26 protein-coding genes are annotated in these 17,968 nt (G+C 51.3%); 25 read left to right on the plus strand and 1 reads right to left on the minus strand.

Annotated features, from left to right (window positions below; all coding sequences use genetic code 11):
* Positions 1-13 precede the first annotated feature (13 nt).
* The 22 genes from HPY81_06035 to cwlD all read left to right on the plus strand — a co-directional run bounded on the left by HPY81_06035 (position 14) and on the right by cwlD (position 13,247).
* Positions 14-382: a 50S ribosomal protein L18 gene (locus tag HPY81_06035; GenBank protein ID NPV27008.1), complete on the plus strand. Its 369-nt coding sequence runs from the start codon at positions 14-16 to the stop codon at positions 380-382.
* Positions 383-413: 31 nt separating this feature from the next.
* Positions 414-914, plus strand: a complete 501-nt coding sequence (gene rpsE, locus HPY81_06040) for a 30S ribosomal protein S5 (GenBank protein ID NPV27009.1) — start codon at positions 414-416, stop codon at positions 912-914.
* A 12-nt stretch (positions 915-926) separates the two neighbouring features.
* The gene (gene rpmD / locus HPY81_06045; protein ID NPV27010.1) at positions 927-1,115 is read left to right on the plus strand and encodes a 50S ribosomal protein L30; all 189 of its coding nucleotides are present in this window, start codon (positions 927-929) and stop codon (positions 1,113-1,115) included.
* A gap of 51 nt (positions 1,116-1,166) precedes the next feature.
* The gene (gene rplO, locus HPY81_06050; GenBank protein ID NPV27011.1) at positions 1,167-1,607 is read left to right on the plus strand and encodes a 50S ribosomal protein L15; all 441 of its coding nucleotides are present in this window, start codon (positions 1,167-1,169) and stop codon (positions 1,605-1,607) included.
* Positions 1,608-2,885: a preprotein translocase subunit SecY gene (secY, locus tag HPY81_06055; protein ID NPV27012.1), complete on the plus strand. Its 1,278-nt coding sequence runs from the start codon at positions 1,608-1,610 to the stop codon at positions 2,883-2,885. It begins immediately after the preceding gene.
* Positions 2,886-2,918: 33 nt separating this feature from the next.
* Positions 2,919-3,566 (plus strand): adenylate kinase, encoded by a 648-nt coding sequence (locus tag HPY81_06060; protein NPV27013.1) that lies wholly within the window; start codon positions 2,919-2,921, stop codon positions 3,564-3,566.
* Positions 3,567-3,568: 2 nt separating this feature from the next.
* Complete coding sequence (gene map / locus HPY81_06065; GenBank protein NPV27014.1) at positions 3,569-4,318, plus strand: type I methionyl aminopeptidase; 750 nt, start codon at positions 3,569-3,571, stop codon at positions 4,316-4,318.
* A 52-nt stretch (positions 4,319-4,370) separates the two neighbouring features.
* Positions 4,371-4,646 (plus strand): RNA-binding protein, encoded by a 276-nt coding sequence (locus HPY81_06070; GenBank protein NPV27015.1) that lies wholly within the window; start codon positions 4,371-4,373, stop codon positions 4,644-4,646.
* Positions 4,647-4,674: 28 nt separating this feature from the next.
* The gene (gene infA / locus HPY81_06075) at positions 4,675-4,893 is read left to right on the plus strand and encodes a translation initiation factor IF-1 (GenBank protein ID NPV27016.1); all 219 of its coding nucleotides are present in this window, start codon (positions 4,675-4,677) and stop codon (positions 4,891-4,893) included.
* A 35-nt stretch (positions 4,894-4,928) separates the two neighbouring features.
* Positions 4,929-5,042, plus strand: coding sequence for a 50S ribosomal protein L36 (rpmJ, locus tag HPY81_06080; protein ID NPV27017.1), 114 nt, complete (start codon positions 4,929-4,931; stop codon positions 5,040-5,042).
* A 48-nt stretch (positions 5,043-5,090) separates the two neighbouring features.
* The gene (gene rpsM / locus HPY81_06085; GenBank protein ID NPV27018.1) at positions 5,091-5,462 is read left to right on the plus strand and encodes a 30S ribosomal protein S13; all 372 of its coding nucleotides are present in this window, start codon (positions 5,091-5,093) and stop codon (positions 5,460-5,462) included.
* A gap of 16 nt (positions 5,463-5,478) precedes the next feature.
* A complete protein-coding gene (rpsK, locus tag HPY81_06090) occupies positions 5,479-5,868 on the plus strand; it encodes a 30S ribosomal protein S11 (protein ID NPV27019.1) in 390 nt (129 codons plus the stop codon).
* A gap of 17 nt (positions 5,869-5,885) precedes the next feature.
* On the plus strand, positions 5,886-6,512 hold the full coding sequence (gene rpsD / locus HPY81_06095; protein ID NPV27020.1) for a 30S ribosomal protein S4: 627 nt from the start codon (positions 5,886-5,888) through the stop codon (positions 6,510-6,512).
* A gap of 73 nt (positions 6,513-6,585) precedes the next feature.
* Positions 6,586-7,533 carry a DNA-directed RNA polymerase subunit alpha gene (locus HPY81_06100; GenBank protein ID NPV27021.1) on the plus strand — a complete coding sequence of 316 codons (948 nt, stop codon included), beginning with the start codon at positions 6,586-6,588 and terminating at the stop codon, positions 7,531-7,533.
* A 20-nt stretch (positions 7,534-7,553) separates the two neighbouring features.
* Positions 7,554-7,892 (plus strand): 50S ribosomal protein L17, encoded by a 339-nt coding sequence (rplQ, locus tag HPY81_06105; protein ID NPV27022.1) that lies wholly within the window; start codon positions 7,554-7,556, stop codon positions 7,890-7,892.
* A 194-nt stretch (positions 7,893-8,086) separates the two neighbouring features.
* On the plus strand, positions 8,087-8,935 hold the full coding sequence (locus HPY81_06110) for an energy-coupling factor transporter ATPase (protein NPV27023.1): 849 nt from the start codon (positions 8,087-8,089) through the stop codon (positions 8,933-8,935).
* Positions 8,920-9,792 carry an energy-coupling factor transporter ATPase gene (locus HPY81_06115; protein ID NPV27024.1) on the plus strand — a complete coding sequence of 291 codons (873 nt, stop codon included), beginning with the start codon at positions 8,920-8,922 and terminating at the stop codon, positions 9,790-9,792. Before HPY81_06110 ends, HPY81_06115 begins: the two co-directional genes overlap by 16 nt.
* Positions 9,786-10,598: an energy-coupling factor transporter transmembrane protein EcfT gene (locus HPY81_06120; protein NPV27025.1), complete on the plus strand. Its 813-nt coding sequence runs from the start codon at positions 9,786-9,788 to the stop codon at positions 10,596-10,598. The genes HPY81_06115 and HPY81_06120 overlap by 7 nt, the downstream gene beginning before the upstream one ends.
* An 11-nt stretch (positions 10,599-10,609) precedes the next feature.
* Positions 10,610-11,350, plus strand: a complete 741-nt coding sequence (truA, locus tag HPY81_06125; protein ID NPV27026.1) for a tRNA pseudouridine(38-40) synthase TruA — start codon at positions 10,610-10,612, stop codon at positions 11,348-11,350.
* A 168-nt stretch (positions 11,351-11,518) separates the two neighbouring features.
* Positions 11,519-11,941: a 50S ribosomal protein L13 gene (gene rplM, locus HPY81_06130; protein ID NPV27027.1), complete on the plus strand. Its 423-nt coding sequence runs from the start codon at positions 11,519-11,521 to the stop codon at positions 11,939-11,941.
* Positions 11,942-11,968: 27 nt separating this feature from the next.
* Positions 11,969-12,361 carry a 30S ribosomal protein S9 gene (gene rpsI, locus HPY81_06135; protein NPV27028.1) on the plus strand — a complete coding sequence of 131 codons (393 nt, stop codon included), beginning with the start codon at positions 11,969-11,971 and terminating at the stop codon, positions 12,359-12,361.
* A 181-nt stretch (positions 12,362-12,542) separates the two neighbouring features.
* Positions 12,543-13,247 carry an N-acetylmuramoyl-L-alanine amidase CwlD gene (cwlD, locus tag HPY81_06140; protein NPV27029.1) on the plus strand — a complete coding sequence of 235 codons (705 nt, stop codon included), beginning with the start codon at positions 12,543-12,545 and terminating at the stop codon, positions 13,245-13,247.
* A 309-nt stretch (positions 13,248-13,556) separates the two neighbouring features.
* Here the strand turns inward: cwlD and HPY81_06145 are convergent, their stop codons facing one another.
* Complete coding sequence (locus tag HPY81_06145; GenBank protein ID NPV27030.1) at positions 13,557-13,838, minus strand: hypothetical protein; 282 nt, start codon at positions 13,836-13,838, stop codon at positions 13,557-13,559.
* A 277-nt stretch (positions 13,839-14,115) separates the two neighbouring features.
* Between HPY81_06145 and amrA the strand changes: the two genes are divergently transcribed.
* From amrA to HPY81_06160, 3 genes are all read left to right on the plus strand, one after another.
* Positions 14,116-15,522 (plus strand): AmmeMemoRadiSam system protein A, encoded by a 1,407-nt coding sequence (gene amrA, locus HPY81_06150; protein NPV27031.1) that lies wholly within the window; start codon positions 14,116-14,118, stop codon positions 15,520-15,522.
* A gap of 8 nt (positions 15,523-15,530) precedes the next feature.
* Positions 15,531-16,529, plus strand: a complete 999-nt coding sequence (gene amrS, locus HPY81_06155) for an AmmeMemoRadiSam system radical SAM enzyme (GenBank protein ID NPV27032.1) — start codon at positions 15,531-15,533, stop codon at positions 16,527-16,529.
* A gap of 127 nt (positions 16,530-16,656) precedes the next feature.
* Entirely contained in the window at positions 16,657-17,859 is a 1,203-nt protein-coding gene (locus HPY81_06160; GenBank protein ID NPV27033.1) for a M20 family metallopeptidase, read from the plus strand.
* Positions 17,860-17,968: the final 109 nt, after the last annotated feature.

Consider the following 17,968-nt stretch of genomic DNA (forward strand, 5'->3'; position numbering starts at 1 on the left):
GGGGTGAACGTAGTTGTTCAAGAAGATAAATCGCCAAGAGGTGCGGAATAAAAAACACCTGCGGGTGAGAAAGAAAATTTTTGGCACGGAGGAGCGCCCTCGCTTGTCTGTTTACCGCAGCCTCAAACATATTTATGCCCAGATTATTAATGACACCAACGGAACAACCCTAGTCGCGGCCTCAACCCTCGACCCGGCATTAAAAGATAAGATTACCTACGGGGGTAACATTGAGGCGGCACGGCTGGTCGGAGAATTGATCGCGAAGAAGGCGATGGAGAAAGGCATTACTCGTGTGGTGTTTGACCGCGGCGGTAATATTTATCATGGTCGGATCGCCGCCTTGGCGGAAGCGGCTCGGGAAGCCGGGTTGGAATTCTAGAATCCAAGAAAAGGAGGGAGTACAAGCATAGATGGCTAGAATAGATGCGACAGGGTTAGAACTGAGTGAGAAGGTTGTCAGCATCAACCGGGTAGCTAAAGTTGTTAAAGGTGGTCGGCGGTTTAGCTTTAGCGCCTTGGTAGTAGTTGGTGATGGACAGGGTCATGTTGGCGCCGGTTTGGGCAAGGCTGGTGAGGTACCAGAAGCGATTCGTAAAGGGATTGAGGACGCGAAGAAAAACCTGATCGAGGTACCCCTGGTTGGAACTACGATTCCTCACGAGATCGTTGGTCATTTTGGGGCCGGTGCTGTTATACTGAAGCCTGCTTCTCCCGGTACCGGGGTCATTGCCGGTGGTCCGGTGCGGGCAGTTCTTGAACTGGCCGGCATTAAGGATATCTTAACGAAATCTCTGGGATCCTCCAATGCGAATAACATGGTCAGAGCTACATTAGAGGGTCTAAAGGGCTTGAAGCGGGCGGAGCAGGTGGCGAAGCTGCGCGGGAAGACGGTGGAGGAACTGATAGGTTAGGAGGAAGCAGCGATGGCCAATAAACTGAAGATTACCTGGGTCAAGAGCACGATTGGCTATCCGGAAAATCAGCGGCTAGTCATTCAGGCTCTAGGACTGAAGAAACTTCATCACACCGTGGTGCAGAACGATACTCCTGAAATAAGAGGAATGATTCGAAAAGTCGAGCATTTAGTGGTTGTGCAGGAAATCGAAGCCTAATAACCAGCTCAGTTGTCTTAAAGGAATGAGAAGCCTGAGGAGGTGTACATGATGAAATTGCATGAACTCAAGCCGGCGCCAGGTGCACGTCGGGAACCAACGCGCAAGGGGCGCGGGATTGGTTCCGGTCTGGGTAAAACGGCTGGTCGTGGACACAAGGGCCAGAAAGCTCGCTCCGGTGGAGGAGTAAGGCCGGGTTTTGAAGGCGGACAAATGCCGCTGCAACGCCGAACGCCGAAGCGAGGATTTAACAACAAGTTCAAGAAAGAACTGGTAGTGATCAATGTCAGAGATCTCAACAGGTTTGAAGACGGCACGGTGGTTACACCCGAACTCTTAAAAAAGGCTGGTGTAATCAAGAATATTAAGGACGGAGTCAAGATCCTGGCCACCGGCGAACTTGAGCGGGCCTTGACGGTTAAGGTGCATGGGGTCAGTCAGGCAGCAGCGGAAAAGATCGTGGCCGCTGGCGGTAAAGTTGAGGTGATGTAGGTGCTTGACTCACTGAAAACGGCGTGGAAGCTAAGTGACCTACGGCAAAAAATTATTTTTACCTTGATCATGTTCTTGGTCTTTCGGATCGGAGCGCATGTACCCGTGCCGGGTATTAACACGAACATCATTGAGGAATTGATGAAAGGGCAGCTCTTTGGTTTCTTCGACGTAATTTCCGGTGGGGCATTTAAGCGTTTTACGGTATTTGCGATGAGCATCACCCCATACATCAATGCATCGATTATTATGCAGTTGTTAACGGTGGTTGTTCCAGCCTTGGAAAAACTGGCCAAAGAAGGAGAAGAAGGCCGCAAGAAGATCACCCAATATACCCGTTATGGTACTGTAATTCTGGGCTTTATTCAGGCTTTAGGCATGGCGGTTGCTCTGGGTAGATATAACATTGGGGGTCAGTCAGCGGTGATCAACCCCGGCTGGGGTTCCTACCTGCTCATTGCGACAACTCTGACAGCGGGCACGGCCCTCTTGATGTGGATTGGGGAAATGATCACGGACCGGGGAATTGGCAATGGAATTTCCCTGATTATCTTCGCCGGCATCGTGGCGCGGGTACCTTCGGCGCTTGTTTCCATCGGGCAGTATCTGGTGGCTGGTACGGTTAATGTTTTTAATGTCTTGCTCTTGGTTGTCATCGCCTTACTGGTGATCGCCGGCGTTGTAGCCATGCATGAAGGGCAGAGGAGAATCCCTGTTCAGTACGCCAAGCGAGTAGTCGGCAGGCGGGTTTACGGTGGACAGAGCACCCATTTACCGCTGCGGGTTAACCAGGCGGGCGTCATCCCGGTTATTTTCGCGATGTCGATCATGATGTTTCCAGCCACGATTGCTTCTTGGTTTTCTGCCAGCTGGCTGAATACCTTTATTCAGAATTACTTTAACTTTGGTACCCCGTTGTATAATGTTCTATATGCTTTGCTGATTATCTTCTTTACTTACTTCTATACCGCCGTTACCTTTAACCCGATGGATGTAGCAGATAATATGAAGAAGTATGGCGGATTTATTCCCGGCATTCGGCCGGGCCGGCCGACGGCAGAGTTTATTGACCGCGTCCTGACCAGAATCACTCTGGCCGGGGCTATCTTCTTGGCTTTTATTGCCATCTTACCCAACTTCGTGATCGCCTTAACCAAGATTACTACGATCTGGTTTGGGGGCACTGCTCTGTTAATCGTGGTCGGTGTGGCGCTGGAAACCATGAAGCAGGTAGAATCCCACTTATTGCTTAGAAGCTACCAGGGATTCATGAAGTAAATTTCGCACACTTTAGGTTGAGGAGTGATCCCCATGAATATTATCTTGATGGGACCACCTGGGGCGGGCAAAGGTACTCAGGCGGCAATGCTGGTGAGTCGGTTTGGGATTCCCCATGTCTCGACCGGTGACATGTTCCGGGCGGCGATGAAGCAGGGGACCGAATTGGGCTTGCAGGCCAAGGCCTACATGGAAGCCGGTCAGCTGGTACCTGATGATGTCACAATTGGCATCGTGCGGGATAGATTATCAGCCAGCGACTGTGCGGCTGGGTTTTTGCTGGATGGATTTCCCCGGACTGTTTCCCAGGCTGATGCGCTGGCGGAAACGCTAGACCAGTTGGGCCGACGGCTGGATGCGGTAATAAACATTGAAGTACCCAGTGAGGTCCTCTATGCCCGGCTGACGGGCCGCCGCATCTGCCGGCAGTGTGGAGCGACGTATCACGTGGAGTTTAACCCACCGGCCAAGCCGGGAGTATGCGACCAGTGCGGTGGGGAACTGTATCAGCGCAGTGATGACACAGGCAACACGGTAGCCAACCGGTTGGAGGTTTACACCAGGCAAACCGAACCGCTGATTACGTATTATCGGCAACAGGGTATCCTGAGAACGATCAACGGCAATCAAGCGCTGGAAAAGGTATTTAACGACATCTGCCTGAGCTTGGGGAGAGAATAAACATGATCATCCTGAAGTCTGACCGGGAATTAGACTATCTCCGCGATGCTGGTCGAGTGGTAGCCAGGACGCATGCTGAGCTGGAGAAGGCGGTAGCACCGGGCGTGACGACCAAAGAGCTTGACCAATTAGCGGAAGACTTTATGCGTCACTGTGGGGCGATCCCGGCTTTTAAGGGATACGATGGATTTCCAGCCAGTATTTGTACTTCGATTAACGAAGAAGTCGTTCATGGCATTCCTAGTAGTTTAAGGAAATTGATAACTGGTGATATTATTAGTATTGACATCGGGGCAATCGTAAGCGGCTATTACGGAGACGCGGCGGTAACGCTGCCGGTAGGCGAGGTGACCAGTGAGGCTGCACGGTTAATTAATGTAACTAAGGAATCACTGGCCAAAGGGATTGAACAAGCGGTAGTTGGTAATCGCCTGTCCGATATTTCGCATGCCGTGCAGACTTACGTGGAAAATAATGGATTTTCAGTGGTCCGCGATTATGTCGGACATGGGATCGGGAGGAGCATGCATGAAGAACCTCAAGTGCCCAATTTTGGTAAACCTGGACGTGGCCCTCGCTTGAACCCGGGGTTGACTCTAGCCATTGAACCCATGGTGAATATGGGTACCTTTGAAGTAATGACCAAGGAAGATCGTTGGACGGTTGTCACCAGAGATGGCAAACTATCGGCTCATTTTGAACACACCATCGCGGTGACGGAAAAAGGACCAGAAATTTTGACGCGGATCTAAATTGTTAGTTAAGCCTTGGTGTTCACAAAGGGTGGGGGTGTACGGCTTGAACATTGGGGATGTAAGAATCGGTCAATTAGTTTACTCGAAAGCCGGTCGTGATCAAAACCGACCCTTTCTCATCTGGGAGATCACCGAAGATGGCTATCTAGGTCTGGTTGACGGAGACTTGCGCAAAGTTGAAAACCCTAAAAGGAAAAACATCAAACACGTACGAATTACCCATCAAGTGGCTACGGAAATTGCGGCTAAGATAATGTCTGGGCAGTGCCCTAGCAATGCTGAGGTCAGGCGAGCGATTATGGTCTTAAGCCAACCCAGGGAATGAATTGGTGAACAAGGAGGTTGAAGGCCTGATGTCAAAAGAAGATGTTATTGAAGTGGAAGGCACGGTCATTGAACCACTGCCTAACGCTATGTTTCGGGTAGAACTTCAGAATGGGCATAAAGTGCTTGCCCATGTTTCAGGTAAGATCAGGATGAATTTTATCCGGATCTTGCCGGGTGATCGGGTAACTGTGGAATTATCTCCCTATGATTTAACACGGGGACGGATAATCTATCGTTTTAAATAGTAAATTACCAACGTCCTGTTAAGGGAGGGTTAATAATGAAGGTTAAACCATCAGTTAAGCCCATCTGCGAAAAGTGCAAGATCATCAAACGCCACGGTAAGGTCATGGTAATTTGCGAGAATCCCAAGCACAAGCAGAAGCAGGGCTAATGACACGGAATAAGAATTAGTACGCGCGTGGAGGTGTAGAAAAGGAATATGGCACGTATTGCCGGTGTTGACTTACCGCGAGAGAAGCGGGTGGAAATCGCTCTGACGTATATCTTTGGGATTGGTCGGCCTACCTCGCAGAAGATCCTGGCAGAAACAGGAATTAATCCCGACACTAGGGTCAGAGATTTGACAGAAGACGAGGTGGCCAAGTTACGGGAGATTATTGACCGGAACTATAAGGTTGAGGGTGACTTGCGTCGGGAGATTTCTTTAAACATCAAGCGACTCATGGAGATTGGTTGTTATCGAGGTTTGCGGCACCGTCGGGGCTTACCGGTCCGTGGCCAGAGAACCAAAACGAATGCCCGGACGCGTAAAGGACCACGGCGCACGGTTGGCGTAAGACGGAAAAAATAAGGGGGGAAAGGATTAAATGGCACGTCGAGTTAGTCGGGTTAAAAGGCGCGAACGGAAAAACATTGACCGTGGGGTTGCCCATATTAAGTCAACCTTTAACAATACAATTGTAACCATAACTGATACCGCCGGCAATGCCATTTCCTGGGCTAGTGCTGGGACCCTGGGTTTTAAAGGGTCCAGGAAGTCTACTCCTTTTGCTGCACAAATGGCGGCAGAAGCGGCAGCTAAGGCAGCAATGGAACATGGCTTGAAAGAAGTGGAGTGCTATGTAAAAGGGCCAGGTGCCGGCCGGGAAGCGGCGATCCGTTCTCTGCAGGCAGCCGGGCTGGAAGTGAACATGATCAAAGACGTTACGCCAATTCCACATAACGGATGCCGTCCACCCAAACGGAGAAGAGTCTAGGAGGTGTGTGAACAAAAATGGCAAGGTATACCGAAGCAGTATGTAGACTGTGTCGTCGCGAAGGTGTTAAACTATACCTGAAGGGCGATCGCTGTTATTCGGGTAAATGTGCGGTCGACCGACGGACCTATGCTCCCGGCCAGCATGGTCAGGGACGGAAGAAGTTATCCGAATACGGAATCCAGCTGCGTGAAAAGCAGAAGGCCCGTCGGATCTACGGTATTCTCGAACGACAGTTCAGAGGATACTTCGCGAAAGCTGAGCGGCAGCCGGGAATCACGGGGGAAAACCTGCTTCGACTTTTGGAACGCCGCTTGGATAACGTTGTTTATCGATTGGGTTTTGCTTCTTCCCGTAATGAAGCCCGACAGCTAGTTAGGCACGGCCATTTCCAACTGAATGGTAAAAAAGCTAACATTCCATCGATTTTGGTCCGGGCTGGTGATACCATCACCGTTAAGGAAAGTAGCAGGGATATACCCCGGATCAAGGAAAATATGGAACTGGCAAAACACAAGACCCCTCCTGCTTGGCTGGAAGTAGATCCTGAGGCAATGACGGGTCGAGTTGTTACTCTACCGACCAGAGACCAGATCGATGTTCCAGTTCAAGAGCACCTGATCGTTGAGTTGTACTCGAGATAATTACCCCCATTACCCTCGTCTGCTTTTTGCTACAACCAGAAAGTTGCTGAGAGTGGGGAAAGGAGGGTCTTAGATGTTAGAAATCGAGAAACCCAAGATCGAATGTGTCGAACGAAGCGAAGATAACACCTACGGGAAATTTGTCGTTGAGCCTTTGGAACGAGGTTATGGGATCACCCTGGGAAATTCGCTGCGGCGAGTTCTGCTGTCTTCTCTCCCCGGTGCGGCGGTTACTTCAGTCAAGATTGATGGGGTGCTGCACGAGTTTTCCACGATTCCAGGCGTAGTGGAGGATACTACTGATATAATCTTGAACTTAAAAAGCCTGGCTTTAAAAGTGTATGGTGACGAAGGGAAAATCCTGCGGATCGAGGCTCAAGGAGCGGGAGAGGTGACAGCACGTGACATTATCGCTGATGCCGATGTGGAGATCCTTAATCCCGAACTGCACATCGCTACTCTAAGTGAGAATGGCCGACTGTTTATGGAAATGACTGTGGAAAAAGGCCGGGGTTACGTATCAGCGGAAAAGAACAAGCGCCCTGACCATATCATCGGCATAATTCCGGTCGACTCCATTTTTTCCCCGGTACGAAAGGTCAACTATACAGTTGAGGATACCCGGGTCGGTCAGGTTACTGACTATGACAAATTGACTCTGGAAGTCTGGACGAATGGCAGTATTTCGCCAGAAGAAGCCACCAGCCTGTCGGCGAAAATTTTGAGCGAACACTTGCGATTATTTATCGGCCTGACCGAGCGGATCGGCGACGTGGAAATTATGGTGGAAAAAGAAGAAGAAGAAAAAGACAAGCTCCTGGACATGACGATCGAAGAGCTCGATTTGTCGGTGCGTTCATACAACTGCCTCAAACGGGCTGGGATCAACACAGTGGCTGAGCTGATCCAAAAATCAGAAGAAGATATGATGAAAGTGCGCAATCTGGGCAAGAAATCGCTGGAAGAAGTCGACAAGAAACTGGCTGAACTTGGGCTTTCATTGCGCAAATCCAATGAGTGAACTGCAAGGGAGGGAAGACCATGGGATATCGTAAATTGGGTCTACGGTCTGACCAGCGGCGAGCAATGCTTCGCAACATCGTTACCTCACTGTTAGATAAGGAGCGGATCGAGACCACGGAAACCCGGGCTAAAGAATTGAACCGCTTGACGGAAAGAATGATTACTCTGGCGAAACGCGGTGACCTGCACGCCAGAAGACAGGCCCTCGCCTATTTGCTGGATGAGGATGTGGTCACCAAGCTGTTTGAAAAAATCGCGCCGAAATATGCTGATCGTCAGGGTGGATATACCAGGATTATCAAAAAAGGATACCGGCGCGGTGATGGTGCCCCGGTTGTCATAATTGAACTGGTTTAGCCGCATCAAGAGTCAGGAGAAGTTACTCAGATAATAATTCCTGGCTCTAATTTTTCATTGTTCAACGGATATTTTGGTCTCAACTGAGGGAAAAGGACTTTCCCAGTGTTTGGCGAAGATAAAAAAAGGACGGGCCTTAGGTATGAGGCGGAAAAAAATTGTTTTGAAAACACGCAAATAATTAATTTAGATTGATTAGAGAGGGTGGTAGGTTGATCCAGGTTATCGACCTGAGTTATCGTTATCGTCTGACTAGTGGAGAAGAGATCATCGCCTTGGACCAACTAAATCTCCAGATCCGGGAAGGGGAATTTATTGGTATTCTGGGACAGAATGGATCAGGAAAGTCAACCCTGGCCAGGCATTTAAACGCTTTACTTCTGCCAACTGAGGGTCAGGTTCTCGTAGATGGTCTTGATACGGCGGATAAATCTGCCCTCTGGCAAATCCGGCAGCGGGTGGGAATGGTGTTTTCCAACCCCGATAACCAGTTGGTCGCCCCGGTAGTCGAAGAAGATGTGGCTTTTGGGCCGGAGAATCTGTCTTTGCCAAGAGATGAGATCAGGAAAAGGGTAGACGAGTCGCTAAAATGGACTGGTATGTCTGAATACAGAATGCGAGCTCCTCACTTGCTCTCCGGTGGCCAGCGGCAGCGGATCGCCATCGCGGGGGCCCTGGCCATGCGGCCCCGGTATCTGGTCTTGGACGAGCCGACCTCGATGCTTGATCCGAACGGCCGCAAAGAGGTTTTAGCCACTTTGCGGCGGCTCAACCGAGAGGCTGGGATGACGGTGATTTTAATCACTCATCACCTGGAAGAAGTCGTTGATCTGGAGCGACTGGTAGTGATTGACCAGGGTCGAGTCGTGATGGATGGTCCCCCACGGGAGGTGCTGACGCAAACGAAAGCTCTGCGGTCAATCTACCTGGACGTTCCGCCCATGACAGAGATGGCTTATCTCCTGAGAAGAAAAGGCATTGACTTGCCAGCGAATATCTTAACCGTTGATGAGATGGTGGCTAGCTTATGTCGATTATTCTAGAGAACGTTAGTTATACTTATATGCCCGGCACTCCGTATGAGTCTACTGCCTTGCAGGGGATCAACCTGACGATTGGCGAGCACGAAATTCTGGGAATTATCGGGCCAACGGGTTCGGGTAAGTCTACGCTGGTTCAGCACATGAACGGATTGCTTAAACCGACTAGCGGCCGGGTTTACCTGGACGGAGTTTCAATCGGTGATTTGAAAGGCACGGAACTCAGACGAATCAGGCAGCAGGTGGGCCTGGTCTTTCAGTTTCCCGAACAACAATTGTTTGAAGAAACGGTTTTTAACGATATTGCTTTTGGACCGCGCAACCTGGGTGTTGACGAAGCCGAAGTAACCGAACGGGTCAAGTGGGCGATGAAACTGGTTGGTCTCAACTACAATGACTTGCATCAGCGCTCACCTTTTGGGTTAAGCGGTGGGCAGATGCGGCGAGTGGCGATCGCGGGGGTGCTGGCGATGCGGCCGAAAGTTTTAATTCTGGACGAACCGACGGCCGGGCTGGATCCCCGGGGACGTGATGCGCTTTTACGCCAGATTCTGGCTCTGCGTGAGCAGCTAGGGATGACGGTTATTATTGTGTCACATCATATGGAGGAGGTCGCGTGCCTGACAGATCGGCTGGTCGTAATGCAGGCTGGGCAGATTATCCTTGATGGCTCACCCCGTGAAGTGTTCAGCCGTCCGGAAACATTGGAGCAGGTAGGGCTGGATATTCCTAGCGTGACCAGGCTCATGTTCAGGCTGCGGGAGTTGGGCTGGCCGGTGAATGCAGGGATTACTCAGGTGAAAGAAGCCAGCCAGGAGATTCTGCAGGTGGTTATGAAGCGAGGTAAAAGTCGATGTTAAAAGACATTACCATTGGCCAGTATGTTCCCGGTGATTCGGCAGTCCATCGATTAGACCCCCGAACCAAAATCATTGCTACCGGCTTGCTGATGATGGCCCTGTTTATCCTGGAAGATAAGTTTGGCCTGTTTGTCTTGGGAGTGCTCTTGATTGGAGCACAGGTGGCGTCTGGATTGCCCCTGCGGATGATTCTCCGGGGCCTTAGGCCCTTGCTGATTATTCTCCTGATCGCTGTTCCGCTGCAGCTTTTTCTGACTCCGGGTCAGTCGCTCCTGTATCTGGGCCCTTTCACGATTACTGACCAGGGGCTGAGGTTGGCCGGATTACTTATAGTACGGTTGATTTTTTTGATCATCCTGACTTCACTTTTAACCCTGACCACTTCGCCAATTGCTCTGACAGATGGCTTGGAGCGCCTGCTCACTCCCCTAAAGCGAATCCGCGTGCCGGCTCACGAACTGGCGATGATGACGACCATCGCGCTACGGTTCATTCCCATCTTCGCTGAAGAAGCAGAAAAAATCATCAAAGCCCAGAAGGCGCGGGGCGCGAATTTTGAGGGCGGCGGGGTCGTGCAGCGCGGCAAAAATCTGGTCGCTGTACTTGTCCCTTTGTTGGTGAGCGCTTTCCGCCGGGCCGAGGACCTGGCTCTGGCGATGGAGGCGAGATGCTACCAGGGAGGGGAAAAGCGGACTAGGTTATACCAGCCGCAGATGACAGGGCTTGACTATCTGGTTATAGCCGTCAGCGGTTTGATGTGTGTTTATTCGATCCTAACCCGGGTTTGGCCAGGGATTCTTTGGTGAGGTGGTCAGACGTGCGCTACCTGAAGATGACTTTGGAGTATGACGGCACCAACTATTACGGGTGGCAGCGACAGCCACAAGCTCACCGGCCAACCATCCAGCAGGTAGTGGAAGAGGTGCTGACCCGGGTGACGGGAAGCCCGGTAAAAGTCACGGCCGCCGGCCGTACCGATACGGGGGTGCATGCCCTGGGGCAGGTGATTAGTTTCTCAACTGTCTCCAGGATCCCGCTAGATAAGTTCCCGATTGCGGTTAATACCCGCTTGCCAGCGGATATCCGCGTGCTGTCGGCGGAAGAAGTTGGGCCAGAGTTTAATGCCCGGTATTCGGCGAAACAAAAGACGTACCGTTACCTTATCTACAATGCACCGATCTGCTCGGTTTTCTGGCGGAATTACGCGGCTTTTATCCCCTATGCGCTTGAGGTGCCGGCGATGCAGGAGACGGCCCAATGCTTTATTGGGACACACCATTTTGGGGGCTTCTGCGCAAGTGGCTCGGCGGTTAAGAACCTGGTGCGGACGGTCAGCCGGTGTGAAATCTGGACCAGGCCGCCGCTAATCGGGCTGGAGATTACCGCCGATGGCTTCTTGTACCACATGGTTCGCAACATCGTTGGCACTTTGTTAGAGGTTGGCCGGGGTAAGCTGAGCAGAGAAGAAGTGCTAAACATTATGGCCAGCGGCGACCGGACACAGGCGGGGCCGACGGCGCCGGCGGCTGGATTATATTTAGTTCAGGTGGAATACTAATTTTGATTGGCAGATCTTGCTTGACAGCCGTTCTGGGCTGGCGTATAATATCTACGTCTGGGCTCTTTTGGTTGCCCTGGTTTTCTCAGCCCCGGGCTGGGGCGATAGAAAGAGTGCGCGGATAAGCTGGAAGAAACATGATTAGGAGGGACTGCGGTGACTACCTATATGGCTAGCCCGAATAATATCGAGCGTAAATGGTACGTCATTGATGCGACGGACAAGACTTTAGGTCGACTGGCTACCGAAGTCGCCACCCTGTTAAGAGGAAAACATAAACCCATCTACACACCGCATGTGGACACCGGCGACCATGTAATCGTCATCAATGCAGAAAAAGTTCGACTTACCGGCCGCAAGCTCAGTCAGAAAAAGTATGTCTACCACACGGGATATCCTGGCGGCCTGAAGACCATAGATTATCAAACTCTGCTGAAAACTAAACCAGAGCGAGCCATTGAGGCCGCCGTCAGGGGAATGATTCCTCACAATCGCTTGGGCAATAAGATGTTTAAGAAGCTGAAAGTATACCGGGGGAGTGACCATCCCCACCAGGCGCAAAAGCCGGAAGTCTGGGAATTAAGAGGTTAGATTCGCGGGGAAGGGAGGAAAGGTAAGTTGGCGCAAGTACAATACTATGGTACCGGACGTCGTAAAACTTCAGTCGCACGGGTCCGTTTGATTCCCGGCGAAGGAAAGATTCTCGTTAACGGGCGCCAGTTGAGCGAATACTTCGGTAAGCGGACCCTGGAGATGATTGTTAAGCAACCGCTTGAGCTCACCCAAACTGGAGGTCGGTTTGATGTTTTGGCCAATGTTCATGGCGGAGGAACTACTGGTCAGGCGGGTGCTATCCGACTAGGAATTGCCCGGGCGCTGCTGAAGGCTGACCTCGGTTTGAGGCCAATCCTGAGACGAGCTGGCTTCTTGACCCGCGACCCCCGGATGAAAGAGCGCCGGAAGTACGGTCTGAAAAAAGCCCGTAAAGCTCCACAATACTCCAAGCGTTAGTTTATTAGAAGAGCACCTGGTAGTCTATCACAGCAATGCCGGGTGCTTGTTGTTTTTCCCCCTATTCCATCATAAGTGTGGTACGAACGCATATGCATAGTAAAAGAATGGTGGTCAAGAGGGGGAGCATGACTTGGTTTTCATTGAAGTTTACCGGATCCGGGTGCCAGTAGCCGTAGTGATGTTACTTATTACTGTAATGCTGACCGTGTGCTATCAGCACCTTCAGGCTGAATATAAGGTAGAAGCGATCAAAACCTTAGCATGGACCGTCGCGAACAAAGTCATCGTAATCGATCCCGGCCACGGAGGGATCGACCCTGGTGCAGTTGGACCTGGTGGAGGGCTGGAAAAGGACATTGCCCTGGCGATTTCCAAACGGTTGGCATTGACCTTAAGTCAGGCCGGCGCGGCGGTAATCATGACCAGGGAAACTGACCAGGACCTGAGCGATGCTAACACCGGTTCTCTCCTGGAACGTAAGCGAGAAGACCTGGCCAGGCGAGTAGCCATCGCCAATGAGAGAAATGCTGACCTATTCATCAGCATTCACGTGAATAAGTTTCCTGGCTCAAAGTGGCGAGGGGCGCAGACCTTCTATCACCTGGAGAGCGAGAACAGCCGGCGACTGGCGGTGGCCATTCAAACAGAATTGGTTCATAATCTAAAAAATACTGACCGAAAAGCCAAGGGAGATGCCTTTTATATCATGCGCAACACGGAGATGCCTGCCGTGACGGTTGAGGTAGGTTTTATTTCTAACCCAGAAGAAGAACAATTATTGCAGGACCCACTGTACCAGAGCAAGGTCGCCTGGGCGATTTACGCGGGTATCGTACGCTACTATTCAGAAGAGGCAAATGCGCGGACCAGTCGAAGTCCGTAGTATAATAACCTTTTCTTTACGTTGCATCTAAATACACAAAAGATTGAGATAGGAGGAACGCTCTAATGACTATGCCATTGGCAGGAATATGCATACTAGATCTGTCGCGTTTATTGCCGGGGCCATTCTTAAAGAGGAGAGTGCGTAATTCATGATGCTTAACCGCAACAAAAAGAGCATGAAGCTTAACCTGAGAACATACAGTTGAAGTGTTGAAGAGCCTTGGCTACAGCGACGGCCAGATTGAAGAATTCAAACGCTTAAAAGTTATATGATTATGATTATTGAAAGGAAAAAGGCACTAATCTTTTAAAAACAGGTAGTGCCTTTCACTTTTCGGTTGTAAATAGTTGAACCGGAAGGACTGAGGATAAGCACCATAAAGGGTAGAGCCAGGGTACCCAGGAACCCTTGAACAGTAAATAACGCCATCAACCAGGGATTCAGGTCATTGGTGGCAGTGATGATGCGGTAACCTACAAACAACAGCGCTACGGAGAAATTGATCTCTAACCAAACCGAGGAGAAACACGTCGCGCCACGCCCGTTGTGCAGGTATTTGACCACCCTCTGGATTTTTCTTGATGGCACTTATTGATTTTTAAATTTTACCTGAAATTTACGCCGGTTACATTTATTGATTAAATTCGCTGAAGCGGGTACCAATTCCTGTCTGACATCTCTGGAAAATTAAGTTATTCTGGAAGTATTTTGGGTTTCATGGCAGGGATATACACCATTGTAGAGAAGTATTAAATAACCGCAAACGCGGGTGGTTTTACCGGGTAGCGAGAGAAGAAACATTCTTCTGGTGGGGAATACTAGAGAAAATGGTTTAAAAATACACCAGCCTAAAGGGGGGTTAAGAATGGGCGAAATAGTCTTCGCGGCGATTGTTCCCCATCCGCCAATCATGATCCCGGCGGTTGGAGGAAGGGAAGTGACTAATGTTCAACAAAGCGTAAAGGCGATGGAGAAACTGGCCGAACAGTTACTGGCTGTCCAGCCCGATACGCTAGTTTTTGTTACTCCACATGGGACGGTGTTTCAGGACGCGGTTAGTCTCACCACTGTCCCCCAACTGCGCGGAGATCTAAGAGAATTTGGCGCCGGCACGGTCAGCTTTCAGTTTCCTAACGACCTGGAACTGGTGCCGGCGATAACCCGTCAGGCGATGGAGGACAACCTGCCTGTCGTGGGCATTAACGAGCGTCTGGCGCGGGACTATCGGGTGCGCACAGAGCTTGACCACGGGATTATGGTTCCCCTGTATTTCTTTCAGCGGGCCGGGATTAACCCGACTCTGGTCGCAATCTCGATTGGCCTACTGCCTTTTGAAGACCTGTTTGCCTTTGGGGTGGCTGTCCAGAAGGCTGTGCACCAGAGCGGAAAAAAGGTAGCGGTAATTGCCAGTGGTGATATGTCCCACCGTCTGACGAAAGATGCCCCGGCGGGCTATCATCCGCAAGGGAAAGAATTTGACCGACGAATCAAAGAATGCGTTGAACAGGGTGATATCAAAGGGATTATTAATATCCCGCAAGACCTGGCGGAAAAAGCGGGAGAATGCGGGCTACGGTCAATCATCATCGCCTGGGGAGCACTGGATGGCTACATGGTCCAGCCTGAAGTGTATTCCTATGAGGGACCATTTGGGGTAGGGTACCTGGTGGCCAATTTAAACCCCCAACAACCCGGGGCCGCCCCGGCTCTCCTGCCCGAGCTGATGGCGGAAAGAAACCGGCTCGTCCAGGAGAGGCGCCAGAAAGAATCTATGCTGGTGCGGTTAGCCCGGGAGAGCCTGGAGCATTACGTGAGAACGGGAGAACGCTTGCCAACTCCTGCCGAAATTCCGTCTGAACTGCGGCGTCGGGCTGGGGTGTTCGTATCGATCAAGAAACACGGCCAACTGCGGGGTTGCATCGGAACGATTGCGCCAACGCAACCGAATTTATTCCACGAAATTGTCGAGAACGCCATCAGTGCCGGGGTTGGCGACCCACGGTTTAGGCCGGTGGGACCAGAAGAGCTGGGCGATCTGGTGTATTCAGTTGACGTCTTGCAAGAGCCAGAACCCATTCAGTCCATCGACCAACTTGACCCGTTGCGCTATGGGGTGATTGTCCGGCGGGGGAGGCGCTCGGGTCTCTTATTGCCTAATTTGGAAGGGATTGATTCGGCCGAGGAGCAAGTGGCGATTGCCAAGCGGAAGGCGGGAATTGCTCCTGATGAACCAGTCGAATTGTCTCGGTTTGAGGTTGTTCGGTATACCTAGGAGGTTGTATGGAGAAAGCCCTTTACTATCAGAACAAACCAGATCAGGTTGTTCAATGCAGCTTGTGCCCCAGAGAGTGTGTAATTGCCCCTGAGCGGGTTGGTGTGTGCCGGGTGCGATTAAACCGAGACGGTGTCCTGTATACACGGAACTATGGCCAGTGTTCATCCTGGGCGGTGGACCCGATCGAAAAAAAGCCCCTCTACCACTTTTTCCCCGGCCACGATGTATTTTCCATCGGCACGGTGGGGTGTAGCTTCCGCTGTCAATTCTGTCAGAACTGGCAGATCGCCCAGGCAGAACCGGTGACCGTGACTTTATCCCCGGCGGAGGTGGTTGACTATACCCTGAAGGTGAAAAAGAGAAACCCCCAGTGCATTGGGATTGCCTATACTTACTCTGAACCACTGGTCTGGTACGAGTTTGTGCTGGCCACGGCTAAGCTGGCGCAGGCCACTGGCCTGAAGAACGTGCTGGTGACCAATGGCTACATCCAGGAAAAGCCACTGGCAGAACTGCTCCCGTATATTGATGCCTTGAATATAGACGTCAAGGGGTTTACCCCAGAGTTTTATCGCCGCCTGTGCGGCGGTGAACTAAAACCGGTGCTAAAAACAGCGGAAATAGCCCGGCAGCACTGCCACGTCGAGATTACCACCTTACTTATTCCTGGTTTGAATGATACCACGGGAGAACTAAAAGAACTGGTGGCCTGGGTTTACAGCCTGGGGCCGGAAACGCCATTACACTTCTCGCGGTACTATCCCAACTATAAACTGGAGCTTGAGCCAACCCCGCTAGCGACTCTCCACCGTGCCCGGGAACTGGCTAAAGAAAAGTTGTATTACGTTTATCTGGGAAATGTGATTGGCGATGAACATAGCAGCACTTTCTGTCCGCAATGCCGCCACTTATTAATCAGACGCAGTGGCTACCACGTTGAACTGGTCGGCTTGCGTGGTCGGACCTGTGCCACCTGTGGGCGGGAGATAGAGGTCATTATTTAAACTTTATTGTCGCGAACCAAAGACAGTTTATCACCGTGCCGGAACTTGCCGATCTTTTCCAGCAGGAGATTGACTGAGGACGCGGAATATGATCCTCAGGACTGGATAGTCAAAGAAGGTGATTAGCATGTTTCGGCACTATAAAGACAGATTACTGCACGAGATTGAGCTGCATCGGGCTGAATTCATCGAAATAAGCCAGGCTATCCATGCCCACCCCGAATTGGGGCACCGAGAGTTTTTTGCTTGTAACCTACTGTGTCAGTGCTTAGTTAGATATGGCTTTAAGATCCGCCGGAACCTGGCGGGGCTACCAACGGCTTTTGCGGCCGAGCTAACTGGCCGGGGGCCGGGGCCAACGATTGCCCTGCTGGCGGAATATGATGCCCTTCCCGACCTGGGTCATGGTTGTGGACACAACCTGATTGCTACGGCGAGTGTTGGAGCGGCCGCGGCGCTGAGCAAAGTGATGCCGGAGCTTAACGGAAAGCTGGTCGTCCTGGGGACCCCGGCAGAGGAGACCAACGGGGGGAAAGTTACGCTGGTCCAGGCCGGCGAGTTTGCTTCCATTGATGCGGCTTTGATGTTTCACCCGGGAGATAGCAATACCGTGGAGATCACCTCGCTGGCCATGGATGCCCTGGAATTTGTCTATCACGGGCGTGCTTCCCACGCGGCCGCCTGTCCCTATGAAGGAATTAATGCCCTTGATGGCGTAATTCATTTGTTTAATGGAGTGAATGCCCTGCGGCAATACGTCCGTGAAGAAGTGCGCATTCACGGGATCATCACCGAAGGGGGTGTGGCACCGAATATCATCCCTGAACGGGCGGCCGCCCGCTTTTATGTGCGGGCAGCTAACCGACAATACCTGAACGAAGTTGTCGAAAAAATGAAGGAACGGGCGCAAGGGGCGGCGATCATGAGTGGTACCAAACTCACCTGCCACAACTTCGAGTTGTCCTACGATAACATGATTACCAACCAGACCTTGGCCCAGCTGTTCAAGCAAAATCTACGGGCGCTGGGGGTCAAAGACATAACCGGCCCCCGCGAGGGTAAAGGTTCGCTGGACATGGGTAATGTCAGTCATGTTGTTCCCGCGATTCATCCCTATCTGTCCATGAATGTCCCAGGACTGGTCCCACACAGCCGGGAGTTTGCGGAAGCGGCGGGAGGGCCGCCCGGCGAGCAGGTGCTGTTTTTAGCGATCCCGGCCTTGGCCTGGACGGTACTTGACCTGTTAATGCAGCCCCAAATCATTCGCAAAGCAAAGCTGGAATTGGAGCGAGTGAAACAAGAAGGAGCTGACCCCGGCCTGCCTGCTTAAATGTCAAGGTCCAGAGATTGTATTTTTTTTAAGGTTAAATCCCTGTTCAGGGATTTTTTCTTGGGAAGTTATTGAATATTAATACAATATACTGTATAATTATAAAAGA

The sequence above is a fragment of the Bacillota bacterium genome, from assembly GCA_013178045.1.
GTDB lineage: Bacteria > Bacillota > Ch66 > Ch66 > Ch66 > Ch66.